The sequence below is a fragment of the Flavobacterium sp. P21 genome (assembly GCF_050632225.1).
Classification (GTDB): domain Bacteria; phylum Bacteroidota; class Bacteroidia; order Flavobacteriales; family Flavobacteriaceae; genus Flavobacterium.
This window is the reverse complement of the sequence record NZ_CP192585.1, coordinates 4,309,508-4,322,590: the sequence shown is the minus strand read 5'-3', so window position 1 is coordinate 4,322,590 and position 13,083 is coordinate 4,309,508. Positions and strand designations below refer to the sequence as shown.

Annotated in this window: 9 protein-coding genes, 1 tRNA gene and 2 pseudogenes; 4 read left to right on the top strand and 8 right to left on the bottom strand. The window is 32.7% G+C overall.

Features of this window, described 5'->3' with window-relative positions; genetic code table 11:
• The first annotated feature begins 4 nt into the window (after nucleotides 1–4).
• The 4 genes and pseudogenes from ACQ9BO_RS21685 to ACQ9BO_RS21670 all read left to right on the top strand — a co-directional run bounded on the left by ACQ9BO_RS21685 (nucleotide 5) and on the right by ACQ9BO_RS21670 (nucleotide 3,626).
• Entirely contained in the window at nucleotides 5–1,498 is a 1,494-nt protein-coding gene (locus ACQ9BO_RS21685) for a P-loop NTPase fold protein (RefSeq protein WP_431242432.1), read from the top strand.
• A gap of 24 nt (nucleotides 1,499–1,522) precedes the next feature.
• Nucleotides 1,523–2,602: a chorismate-binding protein gene (locus ACQ9BO_RS21680; protein ID WP_431242431.1), complete on the top strand. Its 1,080-nt coding sequence runs from the start codon at nucleotides 1,523–1,525 to the stop codon at nucleotides 2,600–2,602.
• Nucleotides 2,603–2,757: 155 nt separating this feature from the next.
• Nucleotides 2,758–3,475 (top strand): annotated as a pseudogene (gene bshB1, locus ACQ9BO_RS21675) (bacillithiol biosynthesis deacetylase BshB1).
• 77 nt (nucleotides 3,476–3,552) lie between these two features.
• Nucleotides 3,553–3,626: transfer RNA gene (locus tag ACQ9BO_RS21670), tRNA-His, on the top strand.
• A 286-nt stretch (nucleotides 3,627–3,912) separates the two neighbouring features.
• On the opposite strand, the gene ypfJ is transcribed toward ACQ9BO_RS21670, so the two are convergent.
• The 8 genes and pseudogenes from ypfJ to panB all read right to left on the bottom strand — a co-directional run bounded on the left by ypfJ (nucleotide 3,913) and on the right by panB (nucleotide 13,018).
• Complete coding sequence (gene ypfJ / locus ACQ9BO_RS21665) at nucleotides 3,913–4,764, bottom strand: KPN_02809 family neutral zinc metallopeptidase (RefSeq protein ID WP_431242430.1); 852 nt, start codon at nucleotides 4,762–4,764, stop codon at nucleotides 3,913–3,915.
• A gap of 162 nt (nucleotides 4,765–4,926) precedes the next feature.
• Nucleotides 4,927–8,199 carry an ATP-binding protein gene (locus tag ACQ9BO_RS21660; protein ID WP_431242429.1) on the bottom strand — a complete coding sequence of 1,091 codons (3,273 nt, stop codon included), beginning with the start codon at nucleotides 8,197–8,199 and terminating at the stop codon, nucleotides 4,927–4,929.
• A gap of 14 nt (nucleotides 8,200–8,213) precedes the next feature.
• Nucleotides 8,214–8,540 carry a hypothetical protein gene (locus ACQ9BO_RS21655; protein ID WP_431242428.1) on the bottom strand — a complete coding sequence of 109 codons (327 nt, stop codon included), beginning with the start codon at nucleotides 8,538–8,540 and terminating at the stop codon, nucleotides 8,214–8,216.
• A gap of 87 nt (nucleotides 8,541–8,627) precedes the next feature.
• Nucleotides 8,628–9,422: a hypothetical protein gene (locus ACQ9BO_RS21650; protein WP_431242427.1), complete on the bottom strand. Its 795-nt coding sequence runs from the start codon at nucleotides 9,420–9,422 to the stop codon at nucleotides 8,628–8,630.
• A 119-nt stretch (nucleotides 9,423–9,541) separates the two neighbouring features.
• Nucleotides 9,542–10,869: pseudogene (locus ACQ9BO_RS21645) on the bottom strand (aldehyde dehydrogenase).
• A gap of 78 nt (nucleotides 10,870–10,947) precedes the next feature.
• Nucleotides 10,948–11,637, bottom strand: coding sequence for an RluA family pseudouridine synthase (locus ACQ9BO_RS21640; protein ID WP_431242426.1), 690 nt, complete (start codon nucleotides 11,635–11,637; stop codon nucleotides 10,948–10,950).
• Nucleotides 11,638–11,690: 53 nt separating this feature from the next.
• Complete coding sequence (locus tag ACQ9BO_RS21635; RefSeq protein WP_431242425.1) at nucleotides 11,691–12,041, bottom strand: four helix bundle protein; 351 nt, start codon at nucleotides 12,039–12,041, stop codon at nucleotides 11,691–11,693.
• A gap of 158 nt (nucleotides 12,042–12,199) precedes the next feature.
• Nucleotides 12,200–13,018: a 3-methyl-2-oxobutanoate hydroxymethyltransferase gene (gene panB / locus ACQ9BO_RS21630; protein WP_132989950.1), complete on the bottom strand. Its 819-nt coding sequence runs from the start codon at nucleotides 13,016–13,018 to the stop codon at nucleotides 12,200–12,202.
• Between the last annotated feature and the right edge of the window lie 65 nt (nucleotides 13,019–13,083).

Genomic DNA, 13,083 nt, shown 5'->3' with positions numbered 1-13,083 from the left:
TAAAATGGAAAAACTTATAAAAGAAGTTAAAATTGAGACTACTCAAATTATCAATGACTTTAAGAGCCATTTAAAGATAGAACGTAATAAAAGAATTCTTTTTTCTGGTCCTTTTGGTACTGGTAAATCAACCTTTTTAAATGAATTATCAGAAACTGAAGATGATGATTTTTTCTATTTAAAAATATTTCCCGTAAATTATTCGGTTTCTGCAAATGAAGATGTTTTTGAACTTATTAAATTTGATTTATTATTTCATTTAATGGGTAACTATTATAGTGAGATCAAATTAGAGAAGAAAGACTTTACCTTGCTTTTGAAAAGTCAAGTTTTTATTATGGAACGCGTGAAATTTATGCCTCTATTATATGCAATACTTGGATTTAGTGAAAAGATAGGTACATCTATTATTGATTTTATTAAAGCGTTAGAGAAAACAGTAGGGGATTTTAAAGAATTTAGTGAAGAGGTAAAGGTTGATGAAGAAAACGATGTCAAGAAATTTTTAGAATCAATTGAGCAGAGAAAAGGGCATACTTATGAGATGGATGCTGTATCAGAATTAATTTTTGATTTAATAGAAAGAATAAAAATTGAAAAAAATAAAAAATCAGTTTTAATAATTGATGATCTTGATAGATTGGATCCAGAACATATATTTAGACTCTTTAATATTTTTAGTGCGCATTATATAGAAATAAATGGAGAGAATAAATTTGGTTTTGATAAAGTGATTTTTGTTTGTGATATAGAAAATATTCGAAAAATGTTTCATCATAGATATGGATTGGATGTTGATTTTTCAGGATATATTGATAAATTTTATTCTATCTCACCTTTTGATTTTGATAACAGAAGTTTTATTAAAGAACAGATAAAAAAGTTATTATATGAAATACAATTTGTTCCAGTTTTAAAGAAATATGATTTTAAAAATAATGATAGCTTTTTCGATGTTACACTTGCAATTGTACAAACATTGATTGATGCTCGATTATTGAATCTGAGAATGTTATTTAATTGTCCTATTGTAACTATGCCTGAGTTTTATTTGGGTGCAAACAGCGTTAATGGTGTAAATTATCCAATACTTGTGTTGTTTTATTTGCTTAAGAATTTTTACGGTTCTTTTGAAATTTTATCTTTAAAAATAAAAAGTCTTGATGAATTATATGAAAGAGAAGCTTTTAAGGCTAATCATAATAAATATATGAAAAGTGATGAGTGGGGTGTCGATAATCTTATTTCATTATGTTTACCATTTTTATTACCAGAAGAATTGACTAAAGAAAATGATGAAGTTGAAAAAAGATATTTTTTAAAAGAGTATGATTCTGATATTCATTTTAAAATAGTCCGACAGAGCTTTAGTAATAATTATCCAACAGTTTTTCTAAAATCTACTAGAGGCCAGCTTGCGCAAGCTGTTCAATTAAATCCTTATAGAGTATTTTTTGATACTTTTATTATTTGCAAAAAAAGAGCTTTATTAAAGTAGATTTATTTATTATCAATTCTAATTATGAGTGATTTTTTCTTCAATATAAGAAATCATAAAGAACGAAATTTACCCTTTGTACTTTATTCAAAACCCAATTCAGAAAATTATGTTGGGATTTTACAGCAAAATAATGTTTTAAACACTGTTTCAGATTATAGTGAGAAAGGATTTGTTTTTGCTTCTTTTGATGAAAAACAATTAATTCTGATTCCTGAAAACGAATCGGAAATTATTACTGCGGAAAAAGAATCAACTTCATTTGATCCAATAGAAATTGACGACATGAATTTTGATTCTGAAGCTAAATTTCAATATGAATATTTAGTAGCTCAGGGAATTCAAGCGATCAAAAATGAGGAATTCAAAAAAGTAGTTTTATCACGAAGTGAAGAAGTGCCTTTATCTGAATTTGATTTTATCGAAACGTTTCAGCATCTGGTTCAGCTGTATCCAGCGACTTTTTGTTATTGTTTTTTTCATCCAAAAATTGGACTTTGGATGGGGGCAACGCCGGAGAAACTTTTAAAAGCAAACGGAAATGTTTTTGAAACAATGGCTTTGGCAGGAACGCAGAAAGATAATCAGCAAACTGAAATTGTGTGGCATCAAAAAGAAAAAGATGAACAGCAATTTGTGACTGATTTTATTGTGAAAAGACTTCGAGAATTTACAGCTTCGGTTGTAGTTTCTGAGCCTTACAGTTTAAAAGCAGGATCAATCTGGCATATCAAAACGGATATTTCGGGTGTTTTAAAAGATAATTCAACTTTAGAAGAAGTGGTTGATACTTTACATCCAACTCCTGCTGTTTGTGGACTTCCAAAAAAGAAATCGAAAGCATTTATTTTGGAAAACGAAAATTATAATAGAACTTTCTATACCGGTTTTCTAGGCGAATTGAATAGCACTTTTGCAGGAAATGACGCAAGTTCTGATTTATTTGTAAATTTACGATGCATGCAGATTCAGGACGATAAAGCGATTCTGTATATGGGATGTGGCATCACAAAAGAAAGTATTCCTGAAAAAGAATGGGAAGAAAGCGTGAATAAATCAATGACCATGAAAAGAGTCTTGAGAGTTATTAGTTATGAGTTATGAGTTTTCAGCCGCAGTTTGCAGTTACTGAGACTGAATACTTAGACTGAGATTCCTGAAACTTGAAATAAAACAAACAAAAAATAAAAAGTCAAAAATCAATTTTAATTTATCAGAATTGTTATTGAAATTGATTTTTGGCATCGATATTAAAAATTATGAAACTAGACATATTAGCCTTTGGGGCACATCCGGACGATGTAGAATTGGGTTGTGCGGGAACAATTTTAAAAGAAGTATCACTTGGGAAAAAAGTTGGTATTGTAGATTTGACTCGTGGCGAATTAGGAACACGTGGTACGGCAGAAATTAGAGATCAGGAAGCAAAAGATGCTGACAAAGATTTTAGGCGTTCTTGTGCGTGAAAATCTGGCAATGCGTGACGGTTTTTTTGTTAATGATGAAAAACATCAATTAGAAGTCATTAAAATGATTCGCAAGTACAAACCCGAAATTGTATTGTGCAACGCAATTGATGATCGCCATATCGATCACGGAAAAGGAAGCAAACTAGTTTCTGATGCTTGTTTTCTTTCGGGTTTAATGAAAATTGAAACTTCGATTGACGGAGAGAAACAAGAAGCTTGGCGGCCAAAAGTAGTTTATCACTATATTCAATGGAAAAATATTACTCCAGATTTTGTAGTTGACATTACAGGATTTGAAGAAAAGAAAGTAGAAGCAATTATGGCATATAAAACCCAATTTTATGATCCAAATTCAAACGAACCTGCAACACCTATTACGAGCAAAAACTTCTTTGAAAGCTTAAATTATCGTGCACAGGATTTAGGAAGACTTGTTGGAAAAGATTTTGCCGAAGGATTTACAGTTGAAAGATGTTTGGCAGTCAATAGTTTAGAAAATTTGATGTAATTTTTATGAAAATTTTTCATTTTTTTCTTTGTAGAACTCAACCTTTGTTCTATATTTGCACTCGCTAAGCAAAAATGGTGGTTGTAGCTCAGCTGGTTAGAGTAGCGGTTTGTGGTGCCGCGGGTCGCCGGTTCGAACCCGGTCAGCCACCCAGATTTAAAGCCTTGAAGAAATTCAAGGCTTTTTTTGTTTTTGTTCGAAAACAGATTTATTGGCGAGATCAGCGCGATCTTGTCATTTCGACGAAGGAGAAATCTTCGTTAGTAGCTCCGTACAGTATGTCTCCAACTTTGTGGAGTTTCTAGCGAAGATTTCTCCTTCGTCGAAATTGTAAAGAGAAGTAGCTTCTAGCTAAATTAGATTTTTAATTTTTGGAAATTAAAAAAGCCCAACGGTAAAGTTGGGCTTTTTTGCGGTTATTATATTTGGTTTATGTATTATTGAATTTCCTCAAAGGTTGTACCTTGCTTAATATCTCCGGTTTTAAAACCTTTTTTGAACCAGTACATTCTTTGTTCAGATGATCCGTGGGTAAATGAATCTGGAACTACATGTCCTTGCATTTTGCTTTGAATAGCGTCGTCACCAACTGCATTTGCGGCGCTCAATGCTTCATCAATATCTCCGGCATCTAAATTCTGTTGGTTATAATGTGCCCAAACTCCTGCATAAAAATCGGCTTGAAGTTCTAGGGCAACAGAAAGTTTATTGGCTTCGGCTTCACTTTTTCCTTCTTGCGCCTGACGCATTTTTGCCGAGGTTCCTAATAAGGTTTGAATGTGATGCCCAACTTCATGTGCTATAACATATGCAATTGCAAAATCGCCACCTTTGGCGCCAAATTTTGTTTTAAGTTCTTCAAAAAAGCCGAGATCCATATATACTTTATGATCGCCTGGACAATAAAACGGCCCAGAAGCTGATGACGCTCCACCGCACGCAGTTTGTACAGAACCTCTAAACAGAACTAATTTTGGTTTTTCATATGTCATTCCATGTTCTTGGAAAATCTTGCCCCAAATATCTTCAGTATCTGCCAAAATAACGCGAACAAAATTTCCCATTTCCTCATCTTCCTTGCTCAAAGGTGTTGCGGCTTCTGTTTGAGTTTGCTGGCCACCTTGCATTTGTTCCAATGCGGCTCCTACAGTTTGGCCAGTTTCGCCACCAAAAACATTTAATAGCAAAATAATGATTCCAATAACTCCACCGCCAATAGCGACTTTTCCGCCAGATATACCTCTTCGGTCTTCTACATTATCACTTTGTCTTCTACCTTGCCATTTCATAAGTATGCTAGATTTAAACTTATTATGTTTTTATTAATACGAATTTATATATTTTTTAGCAATATTGAGATAGTAAGGTCTATTAAGTTTTGAACTATTTTAGCCATTTTCGCAATGCTTCTTCTACAGTACCTCTAATAATAGGTTTTGAAATATAATCGTTCATTCCGGCAGAGATGCATTTATTTTTTCTTCTTTTTCTGCGCCTGCTGTTACAGCAATGATTGGAATAGTTTTGCCAATTTCTGTTGTTCGTATGGCTTTTGTTGCCTCATAACCATTCATGATTGGCATTTGAATGTCCATGAAAACTAAATCTGGATTGATATTTTCGATTTGTTTTACAGCTTCATAACCATTTTCGCATTCAAAAATAATCGAATTCATATTTAGATTTTTGACAATGGTTTTCAAAAGAAGCATGTTTACTTTATTGTCTTCAACAATCAAAATGGTTATTTTCTTGACATTTGAATTGTAACTCAGTACATATTCGGGCTCGTGTCCGTTTGATAGCGCTTTTAGTTTCTCGCTTACTGTATTTTCGCTCGTTTTCAAATTCAAATCAAAATAAAAAGTACTTCCTTCGTCGATTTTGCTTTTCAACTGCAAACGACTTTCCATTAACGCTAATAGTTGATTCGAAATTGTAAGCCCCAAACCTGTTCCTCCAAATTTCCTCGTAGTTGAGCTATCTTCTTGCGAAAATGCTTTGAAAATTTTCTTCTGATTTTTTTCCAATATTCCAATTCCGGTATCAATAACCGAGAAACGAATCAGATATTGATCGTCGTATTTTTGATCGAGTACCGAAACATTTAATTTGATGGATCCTTCATTGGTAAATTTCACTGCATTTGACAGCAGATTAATCAAAATTTGCTTTAAACGAACAATATCAGTCCAGATGTATTTTGGTACATTAGGATCAACGTTTAATTCCAATAGAAGGTTTTTTTGATTTGATTCATATATAATCAAATCGAATATTTGTCCTAGAATTTTTTGAAGATCATATAAATCAATATAAAGCTCCAGTTTTCCAGCTTCAATTTTTGAGAAATCAAGAATATCATTAATAATTTCAAGCAACGAATGTGCCGATTGATTAATGGTTGTCATGTATTTTTCCTGAATTTCTTCAAGATTGGTTTTCATCAACAAATGCGTAAATCCAATGATTCCATTCAATGGAGTTCGGATTTCGTGGGACATATTGGCCAAGAAATCAGATTTTGACTTGTTTGCGACCTCAGCAAGTTCTTTTGCTTTAATTGCATCTTCACTTTCTTTGATTTTGGCCTGATTTCGATGTCGGTCTAAAGCCGCTGAAATATTATTGGCCAATGTTTGGTAGATGTAAATTTCATCATCAGTCCATCTTCGTTCTTTCGTGCAATCATCAAAACCAATAAAGCCAGAAAAGACATCATTTGAAAATATTGGAAGAATTAAAATTGATTTAATGTCATTTGCAACAAGTAATTTCTTGAAAAATGTTTCTTCAAGATTTTTGGTCAGCATGCTTAAAACCCTTTTGCTTTGCGAATGAAAAATAATTTCTTTTAGGTTTTCATCCGTGAATTTTTGAAGTTCTGTTATTTGATGGACAACGCCTTCTCTTGACCATTTATATTGCTGGCTAATGGTATTGGTTTCAAAATCTTTTTCATAATAAAAAATATGATCAGCTTTTGATGCTTTTCCAATAATATCATAGGTTTCCTGAAACATTTTTTGCGGGCCTTTGCTCGATAAAAACTTTTCTGTACAAAGTGCCATTGCCGAAAGCAAATCGGTTTTTAATTCTAGTTTTTTCTCGGCCTTAAGCCTCATTTGTGACGAAATTGCTAACGAAATTACATCTGATATAGTTCTGGCATAATTGATATCTTCGTTGTCCCATTCTCTTTTTTCTCCTGTACTTTCAAAACAAGCAACTCCTGCCAATTGTCCGTTAAGGAAAATTGGAACGTCCAGCATTGATTTTATTTTGTTTTTTGTGAAATAAGCTTCCTGAAATTCTGAAGTTTCTAATTTGTCAAAAACATCAGGAGCATTTATAATGGCTTTGTTTTTAAGCGTTTCAAAATAGATTGGATAAGATTCTTTATCGAGAATGTTTTTGTCGCTTAAAGTCTGATTGTCTCGACTAAATAAATTTTTGCAAGTAATAACGTCATTTGAAAATCTCCAAAAACTTACTCTGTTGGCATTTGACACCAAAGCGACCTCTTTGATTATATAATCAATTACGGTCTGCATATTGTCGTAATCGGTAAAGTTTGTTGTCGAAAGTTTTTTGGTCGAATTGTTATAAGATTCGATTTTTTCTAAACGTCTTTTTTTCTCGTTTTCGACATTTTTTAATTCGGTAATATCTCGTGCAATTCCCGCAAAACCGATTGTGGTTCCCAAATCATTTTTGCGAACAATAACTTTTTGAGAAATCCATAATTCCTCTCCGTTTTTCTTCAAAATCGGAATTTCTATTGTGGGATAATTAAGCTCGTTTTTTTCTAAATTCTCATAAAAATCAACAGCATTTCTAATGTAGTCTTCATGTATGAAATTCGAATAATGTCGCATTATGACTTCGTTTTCGGTATATCCCAAAATCGAATACCCAAATTCATTTAAGAAGGTGAAATGGCCGTTAATACTGATTTCAAAAATAATGTCGGTAGCAGTCTGAATCAGATTTTTGTATTGATCTTGAACGATAATTTGTTCTGTAACGTCTTGCCCGATGCTAATAATCAAATTTTTAGAAAACTTTTTGTCTTTCCACTGAATGTACTTGTACTCGCCGTTTTTGCTTTTTAATTTTCTGATGTATAACTTATTGTCGATATAATTTTTGTAATAATTATCCTTATTGAATTCTGAATCTTCGGTGACTTTCCAAAATTCCAGCGCCATGACATCATCAGGATGATAGCCTAAAATCGAGGTGATTGTTTCGCCGCAAAACAATAGTTCTCCATTTTCGTTTGTTGCAATTGTAAGCGAATTTCCTTTGTGTACAATTTCGTTGGTAAACCTGTAATTGTCTTTATTGTTTTGCAAAACAGCATATTTTACTTGGTTTATGATAAAAATAACAATGCTGAAATTGATCAACAAAACCGATGATTTTATTGGAATTAATTGAAAAACAACGGTTGTTATCAAATAAAGAAAAGCCAGGCCAACAAAAGCCCAATATACTTTTATAGGTTTTAATACGGTGTAGGAAAAGAAAAAGGATATTAAAAAAGTAAGAATAGGCAAAATATCATCAGGAAGATTAATGATATTGCGCATTACATAAGCAATGTAAAAAAAGAAAGAAACAATAAATATGTTCTGAATCCGGTCGCGAAAATATTTGATTTTATCAGTAAGCACGTAAATAACCAAAACACTGGAACCAATGATTAAGTTTATAATCAAGAGGCTTTTTGGCCTTATCTTAAAAATTTCATTGATAATCTCAATAACAATAACGGCAATTCCAAAAAAAGAATGTATAGCTGGTATTCTTTAGTAAGTGTTTCGGTCTCTTTTTTCTTCTCAATAAAATAACCAATTCTGGCTTTGATTCTGAAAAACTGATAAATTAGGATTCCTAAAAAGGCAAATAGAGAAAATCCTAAAACAATAAGTTTGGGATTATTATAGAAAATGACTTCCGGACTGAAAACAAACCAGTTTGTTATAATTGATTTCAGGGTATTGCCAATTAAAGCAATTCCTGAATTCAATGTACTATAAAAACTGTAGTTTTCTACCATAAATTTGGGAAGGTACGGTTTAGTTAATAGTATTTTGTGACTTTCTGAAAGAGTAGGTTAAGCTCTTTTTTGTTCAGAAATTCAGTTTCATATTTGATCCGATTGGCCAATAGAGTCAATTGAATCTTGTTCTTGTTCCATATCAAAAATGGCATAATATGTTGCGTAATTTAAAGACGTATTAAAAACGTATGTAAATAGAAAACCTATACCGCAAGCAAATACACCAACAATTGAGCCTACGATTCCGATAATAAATACGCCGAAAATCAATAAAGGGTTTTTGGTTACCAGCGTGATGCTTCCTTTAATTGCATCAATTGCTTTTAAATTTCCGAATACAATTAACGGAACAGCAAAATACATGAAAAAGTTTATAGCGATCGAAACTGCTACTCCAATAAATACAAAACCAGCAATTTCAAGTGTATTTGCAATTGCATTATTGATTGCTGTGATAATTAAAGTTGAAGCAAATAATTGAGCAAAATAAGGAGATTTGTAATAACTGAACATGAATGACGCCTTGAATTCATTGTTTTTGTCAGCGACATCAGCCATTTTGAAGAAACCAGCGCTAAATGGTGCAAGAATAGCGCTTAAAAGTGATACTCCAAAAGTAGAAATTAATGCTTCATCTAAAGTTAATTTAGTAGGTTTTAAGCTCTCTTGAACTACTTTTGTCACATGTTCAAAACCATAAATATTTCCTAAAACCGTTACCGCGACAACTGCGGCTATAAAAGAGAAAACCAACAGAATAAGTGCAGAATAAAGCGTTATTTTTTTAAAGTTTTCGAAAGCATGATCAAAGACAGTAGAAAAATCTATTGTATAGCCATTTTTTTTAATGTTCTCGATTTTGGCAAGTGTAGATTTCATTTTTATATGGAATTGTTTGTATTTTTAGAATTTACGGTCATTTTTGAAACGTAAATATAGTATTTTTAATCAATTACATATGATATTCTACAAAATTAACAACGACATTTTTTTGATATTTAGAGCCAATCTAATAAACGTTTAAGAGACGTCAGTTTATCCTTATAAGGAGCATATCGCATAGGAAGATCAAGCCAGTTTGCTTTTTTACCACAGCCTTGTGATGCGAGAAAATATCAAAGCTTAATTGGCCGTGATATGCACCGATTCCGCTATGGCCGACACCGCCAAAAGGAAGTCGTTTGTTAGAGAAATGAACTACTGTGTCATTAATGCATCCGCCTCCAAATGAGTAGTTTGTAATTAGTTTTTTTGCAAAATTGTTGTTTTCGCTGAAAACATAGAATGCCAAAGGTTTTTCATATCGACTAACAACGTTTTCAATATCGACCTCGTTTTCATAAGTGAGAATCGGCAAAATAGGTCCGAAAATTTCTTCTCTCATTACAGGGCTATCTAATGCTGGGTCTTCGATTAAAGTAGGCGAAATGTATAATTTTTCGGCATCAGTTTCTCCTCCAAAAATCACCTTTTCTCGTTCTATCATACTGTCCAGACGCGACCAATTTTTAGTATTTATGATTCTCGCAAAATCAGGTGATTTGTCTATCTTTTTTCCGTATGCATTTAAGATTTCGTCAATTAAGAAACTTACAAAATTGACTTTCATATTTTTTTGAATCAGAATATAATCTGGTGCAATGCAAGTTTGTCCTGCATTAATGAATTTTCCCCAAACGATTCGTTTTGCGGCTAATTTTAAATTAGCGGTTTCATCGATAATACACGGATTTTTTCCTCCTAATTCTAATGTGACAGGCGTCAGATTTTCGGCAGCGACTTTTGCAATAATTTTCCCAACAGAAACACTTCCTGTAAAGAAAATATAATCCCAACGTTTTGCGAGCAATTTGTTTGATGCTTCAACACCACCTTCTACAACTTCAACATGTTTGATATGGAATGTTTTAGAAATGATTTTGGAAATAATTGCTGAGGTATGCGGTGTGAGCTCTGATGGCTTTAAAACGACTCTGTTTCCTGCCGCAACTGTCGCGACCAAAGGGCATAATGCCAATTGAAACGGATAATTCCAAGGCGCAATGACTAGAACTTTTCCATAAGGTTCTTTGTAGATATAATCAGTAGATGGGAAATTGAGAAGTGATGGAAGAATATTTTTGGGTTTTGCCCAAGAATAAATGTTCTTGATCGTATCTTTTAATTCCGAAATAACATAGTTTGTTTCAGTTAAAACAGCTTCAAATTCGGGCTTTTTGAAATCATCGTATAAAGCTTGAACAATCAAATCTTCGCTTTTTTGAATGTTGTACAACAACTTTTTAAGCGTTTCTTTTCTGTATCCGATGTCGTTTTTGTAGTCCATTTTATGATTAGCTTGTTTTTTACGGCTATGCAAGTTAATCGATAAAATTTAAAAAATTAACAATTATATCATAAAAAATTAGACTGCATTCCAAATTGTTTCGTCTGGAGTAGGCGCAATAATTGTGATATTTTCTTTTGAAACGGGATGTGTAAAAACCAGTTTTCTGGCGTGAAGATGAATCCCTCCATCAGGATTGTCGCGATCCGCACCATATTTCAAATCGCCTTTTATTGGCGAACCAATTGCAGACAACTGTGCCCTAATTTGGTGATGACGCCCTGTATGAAGATTGATTTCAAGAGCAGTATAATTTTGAAGTTCCTTGATGATTTTGTAGTCCAAGCTTGCTAGTTTGCTATCAGGGACTTCTTTTAAATGTGCTTTAGAAGTATTGTTTTTTTCGTTTCTTTTTAAATAATGAATCAATTTGGCAGAAGCTTCTGAAGGTTTATTTTTTACAATCGCCCAATATGTTTTTTTGGTTTCACGATTACTAAAAAGTTCGTTCATTCGAGATAATGCTTTGCTTGTTCGGGCAAAAACCACAATTCCAGTAGTCGGCCTATCCAAACGATGAATCACACCCAAGAAGACATCACCAGGTTTATTGTATTTGGCTTTAATATACTCTTTTACAACATCAGATAAAGGCTTGTCTCCCGTTTTGTCTCCTTGTACAATATCGCCTACACGCTTGTTGACCACAATAATGTGATTGTCTTCATGAAGAATTTGGAGGTTATTTTTATCTGAAATAATTTTCATATTAGACTTGCTTAGATTTTTAGACTGACTTAGACTTCTTAGAATTTTTAGATTTACAGTAGAGTTGCTCTAAATCTAGATGTCATTTTAGTTATTTCTTCCAACATGTTGATTAATTCAGAGGTGTTTTCTTCATTAATAAAACCTAGATCTGACGAAATTAGAAGTTGTGTTTCAACTTCATAAGCTGATCCAATTGCAATTTCTAAAAAACGCGCAAAATCTTTATTGGAATTTCTTGATGAGCCTTCAGCAATATTTGAAGGAATTGAAACCGATGCTCTTCTTAATTGATTAATTATTCCAAACTTTTCTTCATTAGGAAACGTTGCAGTTATCGAATAAATTTTAGAACAAAATAATCTGCTTTTTTTCCAAATTAAAAGTTCTTTAAATTGATGCATTTTTTTTAAGATTGTTAGATTTTTAGACTGACTTAGACTTCTTAGATTTTTGTTTTAGACTTGTATTGATTTGATATTAAATTAAGACTTATGGATTAAAAAAATAAAGCACAAGTCTAAGCAGTCTAATATCTAAGAAGTCTAAGAAAGTCTAAAAATTAATATTGTTCTTTCTCGTTAGGGAAATCTTTTGACTTCACATCAGCCGCATATTGACCAATAGCTTTTGTCATTGATTCATAAAGATTCAGATAACGACGCAAGAAACGCGGGCTGAATTCATTGTTCATTCCCAGCATATCGTGAATTACCAAAACCTGTCCATCGACACCTCCACCGGCACCAATCCCGATAACAGGAATTGAAATGCTGTCTGCCACTTTTTTAGCAAGTTCAGCTGGAATTTTTTCAAGCACTACAGCAAAACATCCTACTTTTTCAAGCATTTTAGCATCTTCAATTAATTTTTCAGCTTCTTCTTCTTCTTTAGCTCTTACCGTGTAAGTTCCAAATTTGTAAATAGATTGAGGAGTTAAGCCTAAATGTCCCATAACAGGAATTCCGGCGTTTAATATCTTTTTGATTGATTCTTTGATTTCTTTTCCGCCTTCTAATTTTACAGCATGTCCGCCACTTTCTTTCATAATTCTGATAGAAGAGCGCAAAGCTTCTTTAGGATCAGATTGATAACTTCCAAAAGGCAAATCTACCACAACTAAAGCTCTCTCGACAGCGCGAACAACAGATGAAGCATGATAAATCATCTGGTCTAAAGTAATTGGCAAAGTTGTTTCGTGTCCCGCCATTACATTTGAAGCAGAATCTCCCACTAAAATAACATCGACACCTGCAGTATCAACAATTTTAGCCATTGTGTAATCATATGCAGTAAGCATAGAGATTTTCTCTCCATTGCTTTTCATTTCAATTAACGATTTGGTAGTGATTCTTTTATAATCTTTTTTAGCAACTGACATTATGAGTAAGTTTTAGTTTTTTTAATTATTTTAAAAGTTATTTATGCTTTTAAAACGTGAATTTT